This is a genomic window from Herbaspirillum sp. AP02, from assembly GCF_015767275.1.
In the GTDB taxonomy this organism is placed as follows: Bacteria; Pseudomonadota; Gammaproteobacteria; order Burkholderiales; family Burkholderiaceae_D; genus Herbaspirillum.
On sequence record NZ_JADWMY010000010.1, the window covers coordinates 86,406 to 108,265 of the forward strand.

The 21,860-nt window shown below is 65.0% G+C and carries 21 protein-coding genes; 6 read left to right on the top strand and 15 right to left on the bottom strand.

Annotated elements, in window-relative coordinates; all coding sequences use genetic code 11:
- The first annotated feature begins 372 nt into the window (after nt 1-372).
- Nucleotides 373-1,716 carry a phospholipase A gene (locus I5R65_RS18990; RefSeq protein WP_231395248.1) on the top strand — a complete coding sequence of 448 codons (1,344 nt, stop codon included), beginning with the start codon at nt 373-375 and terminating at the stop codon, nt 1,714-1,716.
- A gap of 88 nt (nt 1,717-1,804) precedes the next feature.
- On the opposite strand, the gene gorA is transcribed toward I5R65_RS18990, so the two are convergent.
- Both gorA and I5R65_RS19000 read right to left on the bottom strand, forming a co-directional pair.
- On the bottom strand, nt 1,805-3,178 hold the full coding sequence (gene gorA / locus I5R65_RS18995; RefSeq protein WP_180670384.1) for a glutathione-disulfide reductase: 1,374 nt from the start codon (nt 3,176-3,178) through the stop codon (nt 1,805-1,807).
- An 82-nt stretch (nt 3,179-3,260) separates the two neighbouring features.
- Nucleotides 3,261-4,931: an iron ABC transporter permease gene (locus I5R65_RS19000; protein ID WP_180670386.1), complete on the bottom strand. Its 1,671-nt coding sequence runs from the start codon at nt 4,929-4,931 to the stop codon at nt 3,261-3,263.
- 114 nt (nt 4,932-5,045) lie between these two features.
- On the opposite strand from I5R65_RS19000, the gene I5R65_RS19005 reads away from it, so the two are divergent.
- Complete coding sequence (locus tag I5R65_RS19005; protein WP_180670388.1) at nt 5,046-6,203, top strand: ABC transporter ATP-binding protein; 1,158 nt, start codon at nt 5,046-5,048, stop codon at nt 6,201-6,203.
- 58 nt (nt 6,204-6,261) lie between these two features.
- Here the strand turns inward: I5R65_RS19005 and I5R65_RS19010 are convergent, their stop codons facing one another.
- The 12 genes from I5R65_RS19010 to I5R65_RS19065 all read right to left on the bottom strand — a co-directional run bounded on the left by I5R65_RS19010 (nt 6,262) and on the right by I5R65_RS19065 (nt 16,428).
- On the bottom strand, nt 6,262-6,492 hold the full coding sequence (locus I5R65_RS19010) for a hypothetical protein (protein WP_180670390.1): 231 nt from the start codon (nt 6,490-6,492) through the stop codon (nt 6,262-6,264).
- A gap of 142 nt (nt 6,493-6,634) precedes the next feature.
- Nucleotides 6,635-8,026, bottom strand: a complete 1,392-nt coding sequence (locus tag I5R65_RS19015; protein WP_180670392.1) for a TAXI family TRAP transporter solute-binding subunit — start codon at nt 8,024-8,026, stop codon at nt 6,635-6,637.
- A 77-nt stretch (nt 8,027-8,103) separates the two neighbouring features.
- Complete coding sequence (cynS, locus tag I5R65_RS19020) at nt 8,104-8,547, bottom strand: cyanase (protein ID WP_180670394.1); 444 nt, start codon at nt 8,545-8,547, stop codon at nt 8,104-8,106.
- 119 nt (nt 8,548-8,666) lie between these two features.
- On the bottom strand, nt 8,667-9,521 hold the full coding sequence (locus tag I5R65_RS19025; RefSeq protein WP_102663366.1) for an ABC transporter ATP-binding protein: 855 nt from the start codon (nt 9,519-9,521) through the stop codon (nt 8,667-8,669).
- A 31-nt stretch (nt 9,522-9,552) separates the two neighbouring features.
- Nucleotides 9,553-10,404, bottom strand: coding sequence for a nitrate ABC transporter permease (gene ntrB / locus I5R65_RS19030; RefSeq protein ID WP_180670396.1), 852 nt, complete (start codon nt 10,402-10,404; stop codon nt 9,553-9,555).
- Complete coding sequence (locus I5R65_RS19035) at nt 10,401-11,798, bottom strand: CmpA/NrtA family ABC transporter substrate-binding protein (RefSeq protein ID WP_180670398.1); 1,398 nt, start codon at nt 11,796-11,798, stop codon at nt 10,401-10,403. The genes ntrB and I5R65_RS19035 overlap by 4 nt, the downstream gene beginning before the upstream one ends.
- Before the next feature lie 140 nt (nt 11,799-11,938).
- A complete protein-coding gene (locus I5R65_RS19040) occupies nt 11,939-12,601 on the bottom strand; it encodes a response regulator transcription factor (RefSeq protein WP_180670400.1) in 663 nt (220 codons plus the stop codon).
- A complete protein-coding gene (locus I5R65_RS19045) occupies nt 12,598-13,800 on the bottom strand; it encodes a PAS domain-containing sensor histidine kinase (RefSeq protein ID WP_180670402.1) in 1,203 nt (400 codons plus the stop codon). The genes I5R65_RS19040 and I5R65_RS19045 overlap by 4 nt, the downstream gene beginning before the upstream one ends.
- A gap of 77 nt (nt 13,801-13,877) precedes the next feature.
- Complete coding sequence (locus I5R65_RS19050) at nt 13,878-14,639, bottom strand: SDR family NAD(P)-dependent oxidoreductase (protein WP_180670404.1); 762 nt, start codon at nt 14,637-14,639, stop codon at nt 13,878-13,880.
- A 208-nt stretch (nt 14,640-14,847) separates the two neighbouring features.
- Nucleotides 14,848-15,567 carry a FadR/GntR family transcriptional regulator gene (locus tag I5R65_RS19055; RefSeq protein ID WP_180670406.1) on the bottom strand — a complete coding sequence of 240 codons (720 nt, stop codon included), beginning with the start codon at nt 15,565-15,567 and terminating at the stop codon, nt 14,848-14,850.
- 199 nt (nt 15,568-15,766) lie between these two features.
- Nucleotides 15,767-16,087 carry a DNA-binding transcriptional regulator gene (locus tag I5R65_RS19060; RefSeq protein ID WP_180670408.1) on the bottom strand — a complete coding sequence of 107 codons (321 nt, stop codon included), beginning with the start codon at nt 16,085-16,087 and terminating at the stop codon, nt 15,767-15,769.
- Complete coding sequence (locus tag I5R65_RS19065; protein WP_180670410.1) at nt 16,084-16,428, bottom strand: toxin; 345 nt, start codon at nt 16,426-16,428, stop codon at nt 16,084-16,086. The genes I5R65_RS19060 and I5R65_RS19065 overlap by 4 nt, the downstream gene beginning before the upstream one ends.
- 117 nt (nt 16,429-16,545) lie before the next feature.
- On the opposite strand from I5R65_RS19065, the gene I5R65_RS19070 reads away from it, so the two are divergent.
- The 3 genes from I5R65_RS19070 to I5R65_RS19080 all read left to right on the top strand — a co-directional run bounded on the left by I5R65_RS19070 (nt 16,546) and on the right by I5R65_RS19080 (nt 19,785).
- A complete protein-coding gene (locus I5R65_RS19070) occupies nt 16,546-17,463 on the top strand; it encodes a LysR family transcriptional regulator (RefSeq protein ID WP_180670412.1) in 918 nt (305 codons plus the stop codon).
- A 234-nt stretch (nt 17,464-17,697) separates the two neighbouring features.
- Nucleotides 17,698-18,519 carry a putative hydro-lyase gene (locus I5R65_RS19075; RefSeq protein WP_180670414.1) on the top strand — a complete coding sequence of 274 codons (822 nt, stop codon included), beginning with the start codon at nt 17,698-17,700 and terminating at the stop codon, nt 18,517-18,519.
- A 21-nt stretch (nt 18,520-18,540) separates the two neighbouring features.
- Nucleotides 18,541-19,785, top strand: a complete 1,245-nt coding sequence (locus I5R65_RS19080) for an MFS transporter (RefSeq protein ID WP_180670416.1) — start codon at nt 18,541-18,543, stop codon at nt 19,783-19,785.
- A gap of 87 nt (nt 19,786-19,872) precedes the next feature.
- On the opposite strand, the gene I5R65_RS19085 is transcribed toward I5R65_RS19080, so the two are convergent.
- A complete protein-coding gene (locus I5R65_RS19085; protein ID WP_180670418.1) occupies nt 19,873-20,826 on the bottom strand; it encodes an aldo/keto reductase in 954 nt (317 codons plus the stop codon).
- 154 nt (nt 20,827-20,980) lie between these two features.
- Between I5R65_RS19085 and I5R65_RS19090 the strand changes: the two genes are divergently transcribed.
- Nucleotides 20,981-21,766: a GntR family transcriptional regulator gene (locus I5R65_RS19090; protein ID WP_180670420.1), complete on the top strand. Its 786-nt coding sequence runs from the start codon at nt 20,981-20,983 to the stop codon at nt 21,764-21,766.
- Nucleotides 21,767-21,860 lie beyond the last annotated feature (94 nt).

The window sequence follows — 21,860 nt, forward strand, 5'->3', positions numbered from 1 at the left end:
AAAATCAGGGAATGTCAGCCAATCTCAGGAGGTATCAGCCGATATCAGTGACCCAGTATGCCCATGGAACCAAGCTTAGAAGGCGCTGCATTGTCCCACAATCAGGAAATACCCGTTGTCATCCTGATATGTTTCGGAGCCGCCCCTCAGCCATGGAGTAACAAGCTGCAACCGATCGGCAGTTGAACCGCACGTGATTGGCAACTTTATCGGGCGCAATCGATCTGTTCTCACTGCAGTGCGCCTGCCGGCCACTCCAGCGTCCCTGTTCCTTCGTTTTTTCTGGAGGGCGCTGCCCTCCCCGGCCCGCCCGCGCAGCACGACAACATGCAAAATGAAAACAAAACACAACAAATCGACAACAAGGACATCATGCTGAGCTTACCCCAAACCCGTCCGCGCCATCGGAAAAACTGCCTGGCTGCGCGCTGGAAACGTACTTCCCGCCTGATCGCACTGGCATTGTGCAGCGTGGGCGCACCGCTGCTCTGGTGCAGCCCGGCCCAGGCCGGCATCTCCATGGTGCAGCCACCCAAGCGCATCGATGCCAGCAAGCCCCTGGAACTGACGCTGCTGGTGTCCGAGGATGAGCAGGCCGAACGCAGCTACAGCCTGCCGCCCACCCTGCTGGTGGCGGCCTCGGCTGACATGATCCCGCCTCAGCAGATCACCCTGCAGCGGGTCGATGGCGAGGACCACCTCACGCTGCGGCAAGGCGAGTTCCGCAAGGTGCGTTATCGCGGCGTGCTGCCGGAGCGCCTGCGCGGCATGGTGCGCATCGAACCGATCGGCATCGACGCCTCGCCGGTGCTGGTGGCGGTGGTGCGTCCGGATGCCAGCCTCGGGCCGCTGCCGGAGTCGCCCGACCTGATCAACACCCCGCTGGCCGACTCCAGCAGCAAGGTGGCCCCGGTGGCGCCCTCGGCCACGGTGCTCACGCCCGGCACCAATGCCTCGCCCATCGACAGCGCACCGGCGGCCGAAGACATCCTCTCCAATAATCGCCGCCTGTCCTTCAACGAGCCGATGTACTTCACGGTCGGGCACAACCACGGCGATACCAATGCGCGCTTCCAGCTCAGCTTCAAGTTCCGCGTCTTCGTACCGGACGATCCGCGCTCGCGCGGCCTGCTGGACAATCTCTACCTGGGCTACACCCAGTTCTCGCTGTGGGACCTGTCGGCCCCGTCGGCGCCTTTCCGCGATACCAGCTATCGTCCCAGCCTCTACTACTACCTGCCGGACCTGGGTATCCAGAACGGCGTGTTCAGCCGCATCGGCATCGCCACCGGCCTGGAGCATGAGTCCAATGGCCGCGACGGTCCCGAATCGCGCAGCATCAATACCTATTTCATCGAACCGACCTTCAACTTCGGCAACCTCAACGACTATCACTTCAAGGTCGCGCCCAAGGTCTACGCCTATCTCGGCCCGACCCGCGACAATCCGGACATCGCCGACTACCGTGGCCACCTGGACCTGAAACTGGCCTATGGCAAACCGGACGGGGTGGAAGTGGCGACCATGCTGCGCAAGGGCAGGCTGGGCGGCAAGTACAGCGCCGAGACGCAGATTTCCTATCCACTCTCGCGCCTGCTGCCCGGCACCGCCGGCTACCTGATGGCCAGCTATTTCTCCGGCTACGGGGAAAGCCTGCTGACCTACAACCAGAAGGACAGCCCGCAATTGCGCATCGGCTACGCCTTGTGGCGATAGGACCGGGCCCGATCACTGGCCAGCAAAAGCACAACGGGGATGCACTGCATCCCCGTTGTTCATTGTTGCAGCGGACCTTGGTCGCTTGTCAGGCCACTGGCGTGCGCAGGGTGACGAACTCCTCGGCCGAGGTCGGATGGATGCCGATGGTGGTATCGAACTGCGCCTTGGTGGCACCACATTGCAGGGCCACGGCGAAACCCTGGATCACTTCACCGGCGTCGCCGCCCACCATGTGCACGCCCAGCACCCGGTCACTGGCGGCATCGACCACCAGCTTCATGAAGGTTCGTTCAGTATTGCGCGAAAGCGTGTTCTTGAGCGGCTTGAAATCGGTCTTGAAGATCTTCACCGCGCCCACTGCCTTCCTGGCCTCTTCCTCGCTCATGCCCACGGTGCCGATGTTGGGATGGCTGAAGACGGCGGTGGGGATGTTGCGGTAGGACATGCTGCGCTCGCCCTTTCCGAACAGGCGCGCCACCACCACCATGGCCTCGGCCAGCGCCACCGGGGTGAGCGCCACGCGGTCGATCACATCGCCCACGGCCAGGATGGAGGGCACGCTGCTCTCGAAGTTGTCGTTGACGGGGATGGCGCCATTCTTTTCCAGCGCGATCCCGACCTTCTCCAGCCCCAGCCGGCCCGTATTGGGTGTGCGGCCGGTGGCGAACAGCACGCACTCGGCCTGCAGGGTCTCGCCATTGGTCAGGCGCACCTGCTTGACGCTGTCTTCTTTCGCCCCTGCGTCCTCGGACTCGATGGCATCGATGCTGGCGTTGAAGACCAGGCGGATGCCCTTCTTGGCCATCTCGTCGGCCAGGTGCACGCCAAGGTCGGCATCCATGTTGCGCAACAGGCGCTCGCGCCGATAGACCAGGGTCACCTCGCTGCCCAGGCCGTTGAGGATGGACGCCAATTCCACCGCAATATAGCCGCCCCCCAGCACCACCGCGCGCTTGGGCAGACCCTTGAGGTGGAAGAAGTCGTCCGAGGTGATCCCCAGTTCGCTCCCGGGAATCTGCGGCTTGTCCGGATGGCCGCCGGTGGCCACCAGGATGTGGCGGGCGGTGAAGCGCTGACCATCGACGTTGACCGTATGGGCATCCTCCACCGTGGCAAAGCCGCGATGCAGCTTGACGTTGGCCCCATCCAGCAGGCGCTGGTAGATGTCGTTGAGGTGGGCGATCTCGCGATCCTTGTTGGCGATCAGGGCCGCCCAGTCGAAGCTGGGCTTGCCGTTGAGGGTCCAGCCATAGCCGGCGGCGTCGGCGAAGTCCTCGTGGTAATGCGCGCTGTAGGACATCAGCTTTTTCGGGATGCAGCCCACGTTGACGCAAGTGCCGCCCAGGTCGCCCTTCTCCGCCAGGCCCACGCGGGCGCCGGTCTGGCCGGCGAAGCGCGCTGCACGCACGCCACCGGACCCGCCACCGATGGTGAAGAGATCGTAATCGTATTGGCTCATGGTTTCTCCATTGCATGGACGCTGCCCCCGGCGGCGTCCGTATTTGATCTGGTCGGTCTGATCCGTGTGATCGGTCTGACCGTTATGCGGGCGTACTGTCGCTTTGCAAGTGCCGTCCGCGCCCGCCGTCCAGCGCCCGCATCACCAGCAGCACCGGCGCCAGTCCCACCAGCACGATGGACAGCGCCGGCAGCGCCGCTTCGCCCAGGCGCTCGTCACGCGCCAGGTTGTGCGCGATCACGGCCAGGGTGTCGGTATCGAAGGGGCGCAACAGCAGGGTCGCCGGCAGTTCCTTGACCACATCGACGAACACCATCAGGGCCGCCACCGCCAGCGAACGCCACAGCAAGGGCAGGTGCAGGCGCCAGGCAATGGCCGCGCGCGAACTGCCCAGGGTGCGCGCCGCTTCATCGAGACTGGCCGGGATGCGGGTATAGCCAGACTCCACCGACTGCACCGCAACCGCCGTGAAGCGTACCAGATACGCATAGATCACGCCCAGCGAGCTGGCCGTGAGCAGCACCCCCAGACCAGCCGCCGGCCACCGCGCCTGCAGCCAGGCCACCGGCAGCAGGATGCCCACCGCGATCACCGATCCGGGAATCGCATAGCCCATGCCGGCCAGCCGCGCCGTCAGGCGCAACAGCGCCCCCTGCAGGCGCGGCAGGCCACCGGCACGCAGCGCGAAGCACAGGGCCAGCGCCAGCACGATGGCCGCCAGCGCCGCCATGCCGCCGAAGCGGAAACTGTTCCACACCCAGCCGGCATAGCGAGCGAGGTCGAAGGCGACGCTGGCTTCATGATTCACCTCACGGCCCACCTCGCCCCACCACAGGTGTAGCAGGATGCCCACCGGCAGCAGGAACCCCGCCACCACCGGCAGGCCGCACACCAGCCAGGCCAGCACCGTCGGCCCGGCCGCCAGCGGCGGGCGGGCGCCCTCGGCGCTGTCACCGGCGTCGGCGCTGCGCGCGCCACGGGTGGCGGCAAAGCGCATGCGGCCCTGCTCGCGGCGCTCCAGCCACAGCAGCACCGCCACGAACAGCAGCAACAAGGAGGCGTACTGGGCCGCCGCGATGCGGTCGTCCAGCACCACCCAGGCCTTGTAGATGCCGGTGGTAAAGGTGGTCAGGCCGAAATAGGCCGACACGCCGTAGTCCGCCAGCGTCTCCATCAACGCCAGCGCAGCCCCGGCCGCCAGTGCCGGGCGCGCCAGCGGCAGCGCCACGCGCACGATGCGCTCGGCCAGGGGCGTGCCCAGCATGCGGGCCGCCTCCATCAGGTGGTTGCCGCGTTCGGACAGCGCATTGCGCGCCAGCAGATAGGCATAGGGATAGAGCGTGAAGACGAACATGCAAATGGCCCCCGGCAAGCCGCGCACATCCATGCGCCAGCCCGGGAACCAGCCACGCAGCGTGCTCTGCACCAGCCCGGCATATTGCAGGAAATCGGTATAGGCATAGGCCGAGACATAGGCCGGCATTGCCATGGGCAGCAGCAAGGCCCAGGACAGCCAGCGCCGTCCGGGAAATTCGAACAGGCTCACCGTCACAGCAGCCGCACCGCCCACCAGCACCACGCCCAGCGGCACCATCAGCGCCAGCCAGCCGGAGGTCGCCAGGTAACCAGGCAGGACGGTCTGCATCTGCTGGCGCAGACCGTCCACGCCCGCCGCATCCAGGCCGAACCAGGCAGCGAGGATGCCCAGCAGCGGCAAGGCGATCAAGACAGCGAGCAAACCAATGATGTGCATAAAAAAGGAAACGACCGAAAATGGGAATACGCCAGGATGGACGACGCCGGGGCTTGCGCTACACTGCACACCCTCAGGCAATCGCGAATTGTAACCATTTCACCGGGCATCTCCATGTTTCTGGAAGTCGAGCACCTCAGCATCCGCTATCCCCGCACCCCCTCCGCCGCTGTCGACGACGTCTCGCTGCGCCTGCAGCCGGGCGAGTTGGGTGCGCTGATCGGCCCCTCCGGCAGCGGCAAGACCAGCCTGCTGCGCGCCGTGGCCGGGCTGGAGCCGGCGCAGGCCGGCCGCATCCGGCTGGCCGGGGCATTGCTGGAAGGGGATGGCATCCGGGTGGCGGCCGAGGAGCGCCGCATCGGCATGGTGTTTCAGGATTTCGCGCTGTTCCCGCATCTGGATGTGGCGGCCAACATCGGCTTCGGCCTGCGCGGCATGGCACGCGGCCAGCGCGGGCAGGTGGTGGCGGACATGCTGGAACTGGTCGGTCTGTCCGGGTCGGACGGCAAGTTCCCGCACCAGCTCTCCGGCGGCCAGCAGCAGCGCATCGCCCTGGCACGGGCACTGGCGCCGCAGCCACGCCTGCTGTTGCTGGACGAACCGTTTTCCAGCCTGGATGTGGAATTGCGCGAACGCCTGGCGCACGATGTGCGCGACATCCTCAAGCGCACCGGCACCACCGCCCTGATGGTCACGCACGACCAGATGGAAGCCTTTGCCGTGGCCGACGTGGTGGGGGTGATGCGGCAAGGCCGGCTGGAACAGTGGGATACGCCCTACGCGCTCTACCATCGCCCGGCCACCCGCTTCGCGGCGGACTTCATCGGCCACGGCGTGCTGCTGCAGGGAACACTGATGAAGACACCCACCCCGGGCTCAGGCAGTGACGGACGCGAGGGAGAGATCGAAGTGCAGACCGCAGCCGGCCTGTTGCGCGGCATGCCCTTGCACAACCCGCTCCTCCACCAGGCAGACGCCCAGGTGGACGTGCTGCTGCGGGCCGACGATGTGATGCATGACGACGCCTCGCCCTTCAAGGCGCAGGTCGTTCGCAAATCATTCAGGGGAGCGGAATTTCTCTACACGCTGGCGCTGGAGAATGGGCAGCAACTGCTGTCGCTGGCACCCTCCCACCACGATCACGCGGTGGGGGAGTGGATAGGCATCAAGCTGGACGTCACGCACCTGGTGACCTTCCCCAGCATGGAGTCATCGTTGGCAGCGGCGGCAGCGGACACGGCCGCAGGCAGCGGCGACGTCAGCACCCGCTGATCCACGCAGGCCGCCCGTCCCAGCGCGTCGACCACCAGCCAGTCGAGGGCGCGCCGCATCAGTAGCGGGCTTTCGACAGCACCACCAGCCAACGGCGCAACAACAGGATTTCCACATGGCCGGGCTCGATGCCGGCGCTGCACTCGATCACCGGATTGACGCGATAACGGCGCACATAGGTGTCACGGCAGATGAAGATTTCGCGACGACCCAGGCGGATCGCCAGCGAAGACGGGCTGGAAGATGCAACAGCGAAGCGATTGTCGGAAGCAAGATCAAAGTGTGTCATGGCAGCGATTCCTCTTCTTGTCGATTGGAGGCTTCACTTTAGCACAAGCACTGTATGAATACACAGTATTTTTTATACAGTACTGTGATTCGCTTGGCGAGCCTGCAACAGCCCGTCCCTTCTGCATTCCCGGCCGTGGCGCCTAAGCCACACCGGCCGCCAGACGCGCCCGCACGAAGCCGATGTGTTCCCGCAGCACATAGAACTGGTCGGCAAAGGCCAGCGGCATCTTCATCCGGTTCACCGCGATCTCGATCTCGTCCAGGCGCCTGAGCATCTCGGCCTGGTCTTCCGGCGATTCGCGGGACAGACCGCGTTCCAGCGAGATCAGCTCGCCATACCAGCGATAGATGCGCGAACGCACGCGCCAGCCATAGAGCATCGGCACCAGGCGGATACCCGGGATGAGCAGCAGGATCACCGGCAGCACGATCACCACCGCCCGGTCCACCAGGCTGGCCATCCAGAATGGCAGGGTGCGGTAGAAGAAGGTCTTGCCGGACTTGTAGTAGCGCGCCGCATCGTCGCTGATCGGATATTCATGCTCCAGCGGCGCCGGGAATTCCCCCGCCTTCTGCATCACGTTGGCCTTGCCATGCACCTCGCGGGCGGCCGCAATCAGCAGGTCCGACAGCGCCGGATGCAAGTCCTCGCGCGCCACCAGTTCGGCCGTGGGCGCGATCAGTTGGGTATCGCGGGCCGGCAGGTTGCGCGCCAGGTCGAACACGCCCATGGGCATCTTCAAGGTATTGAGATAGCGGAAGCGCCGCACATAGGCATCGGCCTGGGAGAAATCGAGCAGGCGGATGCCGGGAGCGCGCAGCAGCTTGCCCATGGTCGCCACCGATACCGAGTCGCCCATCAGGAAGGCCGCATCGATCTTGCCGCCGGTCAGCGCCTGGGCCGCTTCGTCGCCGCCGATGTTCAACAGTTGGGTGTTGCCGCTCTCTTCCACGCCGTTGGCCTTGAGCAGGGTCGCGGCCAGCACGCTGGAACCGCTACCGGCGCCGCCGATGGCGATGCGCTTGCCGGCCAGCTCCGACAACTGGCGCAGCGGCGGCACCGGCTTGCCGTCCTCGCGTGGCGGCGGTGTGCGGTAGTACACCGACACCGGCACATAGGAAATGCTGCCCAGCGACACCAGCGGTGCCAGTGCCTCGGCCGGCACCGCACCGGCCAGGCCGCCCTGCACGAAGCCGACGTCCAGGCTCTGGTCGGGATCGGCCAGGCGCTTCAGATTGTCCAGCGAACCACCGGTCTCGACGATATCGAGGCGGATGCCATCGCGCGCCAGGATGGCCTTGTAGCGTTCGGCTACGCGCCAGAAATTGCTGTCCTTGGGACCGGCGGCAATGGTGATCGAAGACGGCGGCGCCGGCCGGATCAGCCAGATCACCAGCCAGGCGCCGATCAGGATCAGCAGGATGATGGGACCGAAGCTGACGGCCAGGTCGCGCCAGGAAATGGCCACGAAGCGCGCCCGGATGCGGGTCGCCGACGGGGCATAGGCGGAGAGTTTCTTGTCTTTGAGCATGCGCGCTATTCTAGCCGCGCCGCCCCGCTTTAGGCTTCACTGCCTTGTAACGCGATGTGACTCTCCGCGTCAGCCGCTCAGTAGGTCTTGTACGGCAGGAACTTGCCCGACAGCATCACATTCACGCGATCCCCATTGGGATCGGCCTGGCGCTGGATGTCCATCTTGAAATCGATGGCGCTCATGATGCCGTCGCCGAACTCTTCGTGGATCAGTTCCTTGATGGTGCTGCCATAGACGCTGACGATCTCGTACCAGCGATAGATCAGCGGATCGGTCGGCACCGGGGTCGGCAGCGAACCCTTGTAGGGCACGATCTGCAGCCACAGGGTTTCTTCATCGGTGAGTTCGAACAGCTCCTGGGCGGTGGCCGCCTGCTTGGCGGTGAGGGTCATCTGGCCCAGCATGGCAGCGGTGGTCCACTCCTTGCTCTGGCCGATGCGCTCGGCGATCTGGGCCCAGGTCATCTTCTTGCTGACCTTGGCGATGACAATCTTCTGGGTGACTTGGTTGCGGTCCATGGCTATCTCCTTTGGGTGGACGGGATGAAGATCGACGACACACCTTGCAGTGCGCGTCATCGATCGTGACGACTGCTTGCTACACAATGACGAAATCTCTTGGGCTGCCCTGCCGGTTTTCACGCCACCGCCTGCTCCAGCCCCGGCATCACGATGCGCGTGGGTGGACGCGGTACGCCGCTGGCCTGGGCCGCCTGGATCTGGCGTGACCGGTGCACCAGGAAGTCCACCAGGTGATTGCGGATGCGATAGAACTGCGGATCGTGATGCATGGCTTCCCGGCTGCGGGTCTTGGGCAAGGTGTTGATGACCACCTCGGCGATGCAGGCCTGCGGGCCGTTGGACATCAGGAATATCTTGTCGGCCAGCAGGATGGCCTCGTCCACGTCGTGGGTGATCATGAACACGGTCTGCCCGGTGGCCGCGCAGATCTTCAACAGCTCGTCCTGCACCACGCCTCGCGTCAAGGCATCGAGAGCGCCGAAGGGTTCATCCATCAGCAGCATCTTGGGCTCGATGGAAAAGGCCCGGGCGATACCCACCCGCTGCTTCATGCCGCCCGAGAGTTCGGAGGGCTTCTTGTGCTCCGCCCCCTTCAGGCCCACCATCGCGATGAAACGGCGCGCATGCTCCTCGGCCCTGGCGCGCGACCAGTCCGGCCAGCGCGAACGAACCGCGAACACCACGTTGCCCAGCACGCTGAACCAGGGCATGAGCGCATGGCTCTGGAACACCACGCCGCGATCCAGGCTCGGCCCCTTGATCTCGCGCCGGTCCATGATGACCACGCCGTCGCTGGCCGCTTCCAGCCCCGCCAACACGTTGAGGATGGTGGTCTTGCCGCAGCCGGAGTGGCCGATCACGCAGACGAATTCACCGCGGTCGATACCGAAGGAAACCTGTTCGAACACCGGCGGCGCGCCCGCCGCATAGCGTTTCGAGAGCCCCTGCACGCTCAGGAAATTGTGGTCCATGCTATTGCCCTCTTCATTCGATGTACTCGATTTACTCGACATAGGTCACCAGCCTTTGCAGCCGGGCGAAGATCAGGTCCAGCACCATGCCGGTCACGCCGATGACCAGGATGGCGAAGATCACGCTGGTCAGCGACAGGTTGTTCCATTCGTTCCAGACGAAGTAACCGATTCCGGTGCCGCCCACCAGCATCTCGGCCGCCACGATCACCAGCCAGGCGATCCCCATGGAAATGCGCATGCCGGTCAGGATGGTGGGCGCCGCCGCCGGCAGGATCACCAGGAAGGCGCGCCGCAACGAGGACACCTCCAGCGTCTTGGCCACGTTGAGCCAGTCGCGCCGGACCGAGGCCACGCCGAAGGCGGTATTCATCAGCATCGGCCAGACCGAGCAGATGAAGATCACGAACACGCCCGAGATCGACGAATCCTTGATCGTGTACAGCGCCAGCGGCATCCAGGCCAGCGGCGAGATGGGCTTGAGGATCTGGATGAAGGGATTCAAGGCGCGCTGCATCAGCGGTGACATGCCCAGCAGGAAACCCAGCGGAATCGCCACCACCGCCGCAATCGCAAACCCCAGTCCGACCCGGCCCAGCGAATAGGCCAGCTGGATGCCGATGCCCTTGTCGTTGGGACCATTGTCGTAGAAGGGATTGGCCAGCTCCTTGCGGATGGTCTCGCCCATCTGCGCCAGTCCGGGAAAGCCGTCGCGCTTGACCGCGCCACTGCTCTTGCCCATCAGCTTGGCGTATTCATCCTGGGCAGCACTGGCCGCGCCCTCCTGCGGCAGCGTCGCGAAATGCCACACCATCAGCAACGCCGCCAACAGCAACAGCGAGATCAGTGCGGCACGCCAGCCGAGATGCCTGGCCGGCATCATGCGGTCCTCTTGATGGCGAAGCTGTTGACGTAGGCCTCGGCCTTGTTGGCGTCGAACTCCTTGCCCATGATGGAATACTTGCGATAGGCGCCTTCCGGCACCGGCTGGCCCAGTTCCTTCATGTGTTTCTTGGCCTCGGTCAGCAGCAGCACCTTTTCGGTGATGGCCTTGTAGTCGATATCGCCCTTGATGTAACCCCAACGCTTCATCTGCGTGAGAATCCACACCCCCATCGAATCCCAGGGGACCGGGTCGAAGTCGGCACGGCCCGGCACATTCTTCACATTGCCCAGACCATCGGCAAAGCGCCCGGTCAGCACCTGTTCCACCACCGTCTCGGGCTGGTTGAGGTAGGCCGCCGGCGAGATCACCTTGGCCACCAGCGAACGGTTGGACGGGTCGCGCGCCATCGCGGCGGCGGTCAGCACGGCGCGGAACAGCGCGGCGAAGGTGTTGGGGTTCTGCTTGATGAATTCTTCCGACGTACCGAAGGCACAGCAGGGGTGGCCGTCCCAGATGTCGCGCGAGAGGATGTGGATGAAACCGATCTCGTCATACACCGCGCGCTGGTTGAAGGGATCGGGGCCGAGGAAGCCGTCGATGTTGCCGGCCCGCAGGTTGGCCACCATCTCCGGCGGCGGCGTGACGCGGATCTGCACATCGCGGTCCGGGTCCAGGCCATGTTCGGCCAGGTAGTAGCGCAGCAGGAAGTTGTGCATCGAATACTCGAAAGGCACCGCGAACTTGAAGCCCTTCCACTGCCGGGGATCGCGCTTGTCCTTGTGCTTGTTGTGCAGCGTGATGGCCTGGCCGTTGATGTTCTGGATGGTCGCCACGCGCATCTGGCTGGCATTGCTGCCCACCCCCATGGACATGGCCATGGGCATGGGCGAGAGGAAATGCGAGGCGTCATGTTCCTTGTTGATCATCTTGTCGCGGATCAGCGCCCAGCCGGCCGTCTTGTTGAGCGACACGTTCAGGCCCTGCTTGCGATAGAAGCCCAGCGGGTCGGCCATGATCAGCGGCGCCGCGCAGGTGATGGCGATGAAGCCGATCTTGAGGTCCTTCTTTTCCAGGGCACCATTCTTTTCCTGCGCCATGGCCTGCAGCGAACCCAGCGGCAGCACGCTGGCAATGGCCGCCCGCGCCGCATTGCGGCCCACCGCCCGCAGGAAGTCGCGGCGCTCGGCCACCCGCGGGAAGAGCGAACGCATCACGGCTTCTTCCACCACGTCGTTGGTGAGGGCTTCCACATCCTGGCCGCGCTGCTGGCGCAGTGCTTCGACCTCGACATCGTGTTGCTGCTGGCTGCCGTGGCGGCCACAGGAACAGCCCTGGCCGGCGCGCTCGGCGTCATAGGTGTGGAACAGATTGGTGTCTGCTGCGTTCGGCATGATTCCCCCGTTTGGTGAGTGTGCGGTGATTTCTTTGCTTCACCACCCTCCATTGCAAGGGACTTGCCAGCCTCATGGGCTACGTCATGCTGTCACGACATCCTGTAGTGCTGGCACTACAAGCCGGGGCCAAACCCGCGTCAGACCGGCAGCAACTGGTGACGTACCGCATACATGGCGATGCCGACGTCATTGGCGGCACCGGTCTTTTCCAGGATGCGGCTGCGATAGGTGCTCACCGTATTGGGGCTCAGTTCCAGCTGCTCGGCGATCTCCCGCACGCTGCGGCCGGCAGCGATCAGCTGGAACACCTGGTATTCGCGGTGCGACAGGCTCTCGTGCGCGGCCCGCTGCGCACCACCGGCGTGCTGGGCCAGGCCGGAGGCCAGCGTCTCGGCCATCTGCGCGCTCACATAGAGACCACCGCCGGCGGCCTTGCGGATGGCATCCACCAGTTGTTCGGGATCGGCGCTCTTGTTGAGATAGCCGGCCGCACCCAGCTTGTAGCAGCGCGCCGCATATTGCTTCTCGGGATAGGTGGACAGCATCAGCACCGGCAGGCGCGGCATCTCCTGCTTGATCTGGCGCAGCACGTCCAGCCCGTCCTGCTGGGGGATGGCGATGTCCAGCAGCACCAGGTCGATGGCCTCCACCCGGGCGCGGTGCAAGACCTCCGGCCCGCTGGCGCATTCGGCGGCGACCTCGATATCGGGGGTATCGGCCAGGATCTGCTTGAGACCCTCGCGCACGATGCGATGATCGTCGCACAAGAGGATGCGGATGGTCTCGGCGCCGGCACTCATGCTGTCTCCCGAGCGCCGTGGCTGGGCAGGCGCAGGCAGACCAGGGTCCCCGGCCTGCCGCTCGCTGGTGCAAGACGCGCACCAGCAATGCTCAATGCGCCGCCAAAGTGCAAGGCCCGCTCGCGCATGCCCATCACGCCATAGGAGGTGGCCGCCTCCAGCGCCGTACGGGGGGCGCCCACGCCATCGTCTTCCACTTCCATGCGCAGCTCGGACGGGCTCAGATGCACGGCGATGCGCACCCGCGTGGCCTGGGCATGACGCGCCACGTTGGAGAGCATTTCCTGGAAGATGCGAAACGCCGCCGTGGCCTTGGCACCATCCGGAGGAAAGGCTTCGGGCGCGATATCGAACTCGACCTCGCAGGGCAGTTCGGTGGCTTCCGAGAACTCCTGCACCTGCCATTCGAGGGCAGCAATCAGGCCCTGGTGATCCAGGATGCTGGGCCGCAGGTCGGTGATGATGCGCCCCACATTGTCCACCGCCGTCTCGATCAGGCGGCTCATGGCATCACACTTGCGGGCCACCGGTTCCAGGTCGGTGACGCGCTTGGCCATCCAGTTCACATCCAGTTTCAACGCCACCAGCAGGCTGCCCAGTTCATCGTGGATCTCGCGGGCGATACGGGTGCGCTCATCCTCGCGCACCGAGTGGGCATGCGCCGACAACTGCCGCACCTGGCGCAGCGCGGCCGACAGTTCGCGGGTGCGCTCGGCCACCCGCACTTCCAGCTCGGCCTTGGCGCGCTGCAGTTGTTCCTCGGCCTGGCGGCGCTTGGAGATATCGCTGAAGGTGATCACCGCACCGCGTACCTGGCCGCCGTCGATGATCTGGTAGGAAGAGTATTCAGTCGGGAAGAAACTGCCATCGGCGCGCCAGAACACTTCCTGATCGACCCGGCAGGATTCACCCTTGCGGAAGGCCTTCAGGATGGGGCAGTCGGCCTCGGGATAATGACCGCCGTGCTCATGGCTGTGGTGCACCAGATCGTGCATGTTGCGTCCCAGCACCTCGGCCGGGGCATAGCCCAGCATGTCGGCGCCGGCGCGATTGATGAAGGTACACCGGCCCTCCAGGTCGATGCCATAGATGCCTTCGCCGGTGGAGTCCAGCAGCAGCGCCAGCTTGTCGCGCAGCAGGCCGCCGGGTGCGGCCAGGGCATCGGAAGCGAAAACGGGCAGGTGGGGATCGTTGTGCATGATCCCCACCTGCCCGCAAGAGGCATGCCAGTGCCCGCCGCCAGGGCCCGGGCTGACAGTGGCACCGGCCGGCCCCGTTACGGCATGTACTGCCCGCCGTTGACGTCGATGATCTGGCCGGTCACATAGCCCGACATCTGGTCCGAGGCCAGGTAGAGGAAGGCACCGCTGCACTCGTCCGGGTCGCCGATGCGGCCCATGGGGATGGTCTTGCGGAACCCCTCCAGCTGTTCCGGGGTGGTGAAGCGTTCCTGGAACGGGGTCATGATCACGCCCGGCGCCACGGCGTTGACACGGATCTTGTCGGCCAGCAATTCCTTGGCCATGCCGCGCGTGATGGTGCTCACGAAGCCCTTGGAGGCCGCATAGATCAGCGCACCCGGGCCGCCGCCATGCCGCGCCGCCACCGAGGTCACGTTGATGATGTTGCCGCCGCCCTGGCCGCGCATGACCGGAATCACCGCCCGCGTGAAGGCCACCACCGAGCGGGAATTGATATTGACGATGTCGTCGAACAAGGCATCGGTGACCTGCTCCAGCGGCATGCGCTGAACCAGGCTGCCAGCGTTGTTGATGAGCACGTCGATGCGCCCCATCTGCTCCACCGCCTTGGCCACGGCGGCATTGATGGCAGCGCTGTCGCGCACGTCGGCGCCGATGGTGATGGCCTTGCTGCCGGCGGCGCGCACCTCGGCGGCGACCGCTTCGGCTTCCTTGGCCGAGCTGTTGTAGTGCACCACCACATGGGAACCACGGGCGGCGAAGGCACGCGCCGCAGCGGCGCCGATGCCGGTGCTTGCACCACTGATGAAGACGACTTTACCTGCCAGATCCAGCATGCTGTTCTCCTGTTCATAAACGGTTGATCATTCATGCTCCGGCTTGTGCATGGGACGGCCCTGCGCGCCCTGCCGGTATCGCTTCTTGTGTTCTGGGCGCCGCAGAAAATCGCACTGCGGCTGTCCTGCCACGTCGCCGTTGTGGAGTGCCGCAGGACCCGGTCCGGCGAGACCCGGTCCGGCGGCAACGGCGACGCTTGCTGCCTGATCAGTCGTGCACCGATTCGTCGCGGTTGCGACCGGCGCTGCGGTAGGCGTCGCGCACATTCATGAGGTGATTGCGCATGGCTTCGGAGGCCTTCTGCGGATCGCGGGCCCTGAGCGCATCAAGGATGTCGCGATGGTCCTGCAGGCTGCGCTCCAGCGTGGCCGGGATGCGCGAAGTGATGGAACGGCTCTTCTTGCCCAGCATGTAGAGGCTGCCGGCCACGCTCTGCAGGAAGGGGTTGTTGCAGCCCTCGATGATGGCCTCGTGGAATTCCACGTCGGCCGCCGAGAACGCAGCCGGGTCCGACAGCAGGCGTGCCTCGTCCTCGACGTTGCGCACCAGCCGGTCCAGCTCGGCCTGCTCCATGTGCGTGGCCGCCAGCGCCGCCACCCCGGTCTCGATGATGAGACGGGCGTCGAACAAGGCCTCCAGGGTGCCGGGATTGAGGTCGATGATCATCTCCAGCGGTTCCAGCAGTTCGCGGGTTTCCAGCGAACTGACGAAGGTCCCCTCGCCCTGGCGGATGCGCAGCAATCCCAGCAGTGCCAGCCCGCGGATGGCCTCACGCACGGCCGGCCGGCCCACGCCCAGCATGGCCGCCAGCTCGCGCTCGGGCGGCAGTTGCTGGTCGGGCTTCAACAGACCGCTGCGGATCATGGTCAGCAAGCGCTGCGCGACCTGCTCGGAAATCGATTTCTGGACGATGGGATCAAAGGACATGCTGTCGGGGGTGAAGACCTGTAGGGATGATTCATTGCCGCATCGGCAACGTCTTGCTGGCCTGGGACGCATGCGTCGCAAAGGTAAGACCAATGGCTGTGGAGGATAGGTATCGGGGCGGGATGTGTCAAGCGGCGGGAACATTGGTGCGGCGCGCAAGAAAAGAGCGCGGGATGGGACGTCTAGGCCCGACGGTGCATCAGGTCAACGAACTGATGCGGGCAAAAAGGCCCGGATCCTGGTCTACCAGTTTCAGCAAGACCGCCGCTTGGGCATTCGGTCGAGATACGCCCTGCTCCCAGTTCTGATAGGTCCGGGCATTGACGCGCAGGCTACGCGCCATCACCGCCTGTGACACGCGGGCCTTTTGTCGGACCCGCTGGATTTCTTCAGCTGTGATCGAGACCGGCTCGGTAGGTAGTTGGCAGCGGGTGGTACGCAAGGTGAGCTTTCCCGTACGTTCATTGGCCATGTCTTCCACGCCGGCCATCAGTTCGTCGAACAGATTTCTTTTCTTCATGATCTTTTCCTTGCCATCAGTTCAGCGTCGAGCACACGCTTAAACAGCTTGCGCTGTTCAGCTGTGAGGTCGTCCATTTCGTCCTTGCCGTAGATCGTCAACAGCCAGAACTGACTTTCTCCGTTCCAGAAATAGTAGATGATCCGCAAACCACCCCGCTTTCCCTTGCAACGGCGAGCATCGGGGAAGCGCAGCTTCCTCAGTCCACCGCTGTCTGCAATCAGCTTTCCCGCTTGTGGATTACTCATCATCAACTTTTGAAGTTCGGCATAGGCGTCGTCGGAGAGATATTGACTCCGGCAATTTTCAAACAGTCGCGTTTCTTTGAATACGGCTTTCATCCGCAAACCATACGTAATTCACGTATGGTTTTCTATCGTACCATGGGGAGGACCGATGCCCTCCATCTGCATCGCATCTGTTAGGCTAGGCGCGCCTATCGCTTCCCTCGTCTATCCATGAACCTGCGCTTCGTAGAGGCCTTCCACTGGGCCGCCTCGCTCAAGAGCATCACCCGCGCCGCCGAAAAGCTGCATATCACGCAATCGACCATGTCCAGCCGCATCGCCTCGCTGGAAGAAGAACTGGGCGTGGTCCTGCTGGACCGCCGGGCCAAGCAGTTCCGACTCACCGCCTCGGGCCAGCGCTTCCAGTTGCTGGCGGTGAAGCTGCTGTCGCTGCAAAGCCAGATCCGCCAGGAACTGGGCGGCAGTCCGGCCGGGCCGATGGCGCTGCGCATCGGCAGCATCGAGTCGGTGGTGCACAGCTGGCTACCCGGCTGGCTCAAGGAAATCCGCGGCCGCTATCCCGATTTCGCGCTGGAACTGACCGTGGAAACCTCGCCGGTGCTGATGGAACAGATCGGGCGCGGCGCCCAGGACCTGGTCTTCACCTCCATCGTGGGCAGCGATACGGCGGTGCGCTCGCGCATCATGGCGTCCATGGAGATGGTCTTCGTCGGCCATCGCGAGACCCATGGCACGCGTCGCTACCGGCTGGAAGAACTGGCGGCCGACGACCTCATCACCTTCCAGCGCGGCTCGCAGCCGCACCAGGGGCTGCTGCAGCTGCTGCAGGAGTCGGGACTGCCGATGCCCCGGGTGCACGCCATCTCCTCGATCTCGGCCATGGTGCAACTGGTGGAGGGCGGCTTCGGCGTGGCCACCCTGCCCAAGCTGGCCATGCGTGAACTGACCCGCCGCCTGCCGCTGCGCATCCTGCGCTGCGAAGAAACGCTGCCCCCGCTGCAGATCCACGCCAGCTACCGCGAGGAGCCCGGCTCCAGCGTGGCCGAACTGGTGCTGGATTCGGCGCTGGAACATGCCCGGCGCGCCCAGGGCAAACGGCGCGGCACGTCAACCGCGGACGAAGACTGAATCCGACGCCATCCCCCCGGCCATCACCATCAGGCAGCGCGGTTCGCGCCAGTCGGCAAACCTCTATCAGCTGACGGGAACAACCAAAAGTCAATCAACAAAAACGCTGACGTCATCGAAAAAATCGATAACAAAAGATATAAATTTTTTGTTGGACGCGTGCTGGATGCCCCTCCTACCATCGGTGGCATTCCCATCCCATCATCAAGCGCCAGCACGACGCCGGAGACCGCCATGCCTGAAACGCCCGCCATGCCGCACGCCCCCCGCAGCATTTCCCTCACCGCCGATTCGACCGCACTGGAAGTGCGCCTGGCCGCCCGCCATGGCGACTTCACCGGCCACACCAGTGGCGTGGCCAGCGCCCATGTGCAGGTCAACCTGGCCATCCTGCCGGCCGCACTGGCCGACGACTTCCGCCGTTTCTGCGAGCTCAATCCGGTGCCCTGTCCGCTGCTGGGCGTCTCCGAGCCCGGCTCGCCGGCCATCCCGGGACTGGGCCAGGACCTGGACATCCGTACCGACGTGCCGCGCTATCACCTCTGGCGCAATGGCGAACGCGTGGGCGAGGTCACCGACCTGCGCGCCTACTGGCGCGACGACCTGGTGACCTTCGCGCTGGGCTGCTCGTTCTCCTTCGAACACGCGCTGCTGGCCGAGGGCATCCCGCTGCGCCACGTCAGCGAAGGCCGCAACGTGGCCATGTATCGCACCAACATCCCGACCAGGCCGGTGGGCGTCTTCTCCGGTCCCACGGTGGTCTCCATGCGTCCGCTCAAGGCTGCCGATGCCATCCGCGCGGTACAGATCACCGCCCGCACGCCGCAGGTGCATGGCGCGCCCATCCACATCGGCGACCCCGCCCTGATCGGTATTACCGATATCAACCAGCCCGACTACGGCGATGCAGTGGCGGTGCACGACGATGAACTGCCGGTGTTCTGGGCCTGCGGCGTCACGCCGCAGGCGGCCATCGTGGCCGCCCGCCCGGCCTTCTGCATCACCCACGCGCCCGGCTACATGCTGGTCACCGACAAGCTCAACAGCGAACTCTGACACCCCGCCCCGGAGACAACCATGTGGCTCAAAGAAACCAGCAGCGCAGAACGACGCACCCTGACGGCCACCTTCACCGGCTATGCGGTGGACGGCTTCGATTACATGATCTACACCTTCCTCATCCCCACGCTGCTGGCGGCGTGGAGCATGAGCCGCGCCGAGGCCGGCTACATCGCCACCGGCGCCCTGCTGACCTCGGCCGTGGGGGGCTGGGCCGCTGGCATCCTGGCTGATCGCTACGGCCGCGTACAGGTGCTGCAATGGACAGTGCTGTGGTTCGCCTTCTTCACCTTCCTCTCCGGCTTCACCGATTCCTTCGGCCAGTTGTTCTTCACCCGCGCCATGCAGGGCTTCGGCATGGGAGGCGAGTGGGCGGTCGGTTCGGTGCTGATCGCCGAGACCATCTCGGCGCGCCATCGCGGCAAGGCCTCAGGCCTGGTGCAGAGCAGCTGGGCGGTGGGCTGGGCGGCCTCGGCGCTGGCCTTCTGGGGCATGTACGCGGTGCTGCCGCCGGAGATGGCGTGGAAGGTGCTGTTCTGGATCGGCGTACTGCCGGCCCTGCTGACGCTCTACATCCGCCGCGCCATCAGCGAGCCGGCGGTGTTCGTGGCGGCCCAGGCGAAGATGCGTGAAAGCGGCCAGCGCGGCAACTTCCTGCGCATCTTCCATCGCGACCTGCTGCGCACCACCCTGCTGGCGAGCCTGCTGGCCACCGGCATGCAGGGCGCCTACTACTCGGTGACCACCTGGCTGCCGACCTTCCTCAAGACCGAGCGCCATCTCTCGGTGCTGGGTACCAGTACCTACCTGCTGGTGTTGATCGCCGGCTCCTTCTGCGGCTATCTCACCTCGGCCTGGCTGTCCGACACCATCGGCCGCCGCCGCTGCTTCATGCTGTTCGCGGCCATGGGCATCCTGCTGGTGCTGAGCTATACGCAGATGATCATCACCGACGCCTGGATGCTGGCGCTGGGCTTCGTGCTGGGCTTCTTCCTGTCGGGGATCTTCTCGGGCATGGGCGCCTACCTGTCCGAACTGTTCCCCAGTGATGTGCGGGGTTCTGGCCAGGGCTTCTGCTACAACTTCGGCCGCGCCGTCGGTGCGATCTGCCCGGCGCTGGTGGGTTATCTCAGCAACAGCATGCCGCTGGGCCAGACCATCGGCTGGATCGCCGCCGGCTGTTACGCACTGGTGATCGTGGCCTGCCTGGTCCTGCCGGAAACGCAGGGCAAGGAACTGGAAGCGGCGATCACCACCGCCTGACCGTTCCCGCAAAGCAGCGAGCACAGGCCGGCGCCAAAACGCCGGCCTGTTTGCATTGCGCCCTCGTATGAAACAGGTCGGGGTCGCTCAGTAGGCACTGGCCTGATCAAGCGCGGCGATATCCTCGCGGCTCAACTGCAAGCGCGTGGCCGCCACCAGTTCGTCGAGCTGCGCCAGCGAAGTGGCGCTGGCAATCGGTGCGGTCACGCTGGGGCGCGCCATCAACCAGGCCAGCGCGACGGCGGCCGGGGTGCTGGCGTGACGGGCGGCGACCGCATCCAGCGCGGCCAGGATCTGGAAGCCACGCGGGTTGAGATGGGACTTCACCTTGCCGCCACGGGCGGCGCTCTTGCCGAGGTCGGCCTCGCTCCTGTACTTGCCGCTGAGGAAGCCGCTGGCCAGCGAATAGAAGCCGATCACGCCCACCCCCTGCTCCAGGCAATACGGCTCCAGCGTGCGTTCGAACCCTTCGCGGGCGACCAGGCTGTATTCGGGCTGCAGGGTCTGGTACAGCGGCAGACCCAGCTGGCGGCCGATGTCGCGTGCCTGTGCCAGCCGGTCCACCTCGTAGTTGGAGGCACCGATGAGGCGCACCTTGCCAGCCTTGACCAGGGTGTCGTAGGCGGCCAGCGTTTCTTCCAGCGGCGTGCTGCGATCATCGTCGTGCGACTGGTAGAGATCGATATGGTCGGTCTGCAGGCGACGCAGCGAATCCTCCACGGCACGCAGGATGTAATCTTTCTTCAGGCCCACACGGCCCTCGCCCATGTCCTTGCCGACCTTGGTGGCGATCACCACCTTGTCGCGCCGGCCGCCCTGGGCCAGCCACTTGCCGATGATGGTCTCGGATTCGCCACCCTGGTTGCCGGGCGCCCAGCGCGAATAGACGTCGGCGGTATCGATCAGGTTCAGGCCGGCCTCGACGAACTTGTCGAGAATGGAGAAGGAGGTCTTCTCATCGATGCTCCAGCCGAACACATTGCCGCCGAAGGCCAGCGGTGCGACGGTGATATCGGATTGACCCAGCTTGCGTTGTTGCATCGGAATCTCCTTGTCAGGATGGTCGGAAACAGTGACGGCCATTGTAGGCGTGGCCCGCAAACTCTGCTGGCGACCATCTTCCAACCAGGGCCGACAGCGCGTTAAGATAGTCGCCACCTCATTCATGCAGCGCCCCTGCCCGTCTTCCACCCTTATGAAGCCCCGCATCGCCTCCACCGAGCAGGCCCAGCGCCGCGCCGGCAAGCTGACCGACACCGTGTATGCCAGCCTGCGCGACGACATCTATGCCTTCCGCCTGCTGCCCGGCGACCGCTTCGCAGAGAATGACGTGGCCGAACGCCTGCAGGTCTCGCGCACCCCCGTGCGCGAGGCGCTGATGCAGCTGCAGAGCGAGGGCCTGGTGCGCGGTCACTTCCGCAACGGCTGGGAAGTGGTGCCGATCGACCTGGCGCGCTTCGCCTCGCTCTATGAACTGCGCGAAATGCTGGAACTGCACGCGGTGCGCAAGCTGTGCTCCCCGCGCGTCGCCTCCGAGCGCCGCCAGCAACTGGTCGCGGCGCAGGGCGCCATCTGGCAGTGCGCCGCCACCGACCGACCACCCGACGGCCTGGCCGTGGCGGTCCTGGATGAGGGCTTCCATGCGGCGCTGGTGCAGGCCGCGGGCAATGGCGAAGCCGACAGTGTCTATCGCCAGCTGACCGACCAGCTGCGCATCATGCGCCGGCTCGATTTCGCCTATGGCGACTGCATCGACGACACCTATGCCGAGCACTGCGCCATCCTGGACGCCATCGCCGCTGCCGATGCCGAGCTGGCCGGTGCGCTGATCGCCCGTCACATCGAGGACAGCCACACCGTGGTCGAGCGCCTTACCATCACCCGCCTGGAACAGGTGCGCGCCGAGTCGGTGCAGACCGCACCGCCGCAAGGCAAGGTATCCGCTGCCGGAGCACCGGCACGACGCAAGCGCTTCGGCTGATCAAGGTGGGCGGCTCCCCGCTGCCGCCTCTCTCTCCCTCTGTCTGAACCTGTAGCGGACTGTTTTTCCGCATGCGCGCTTGCCGCCAGGCAAA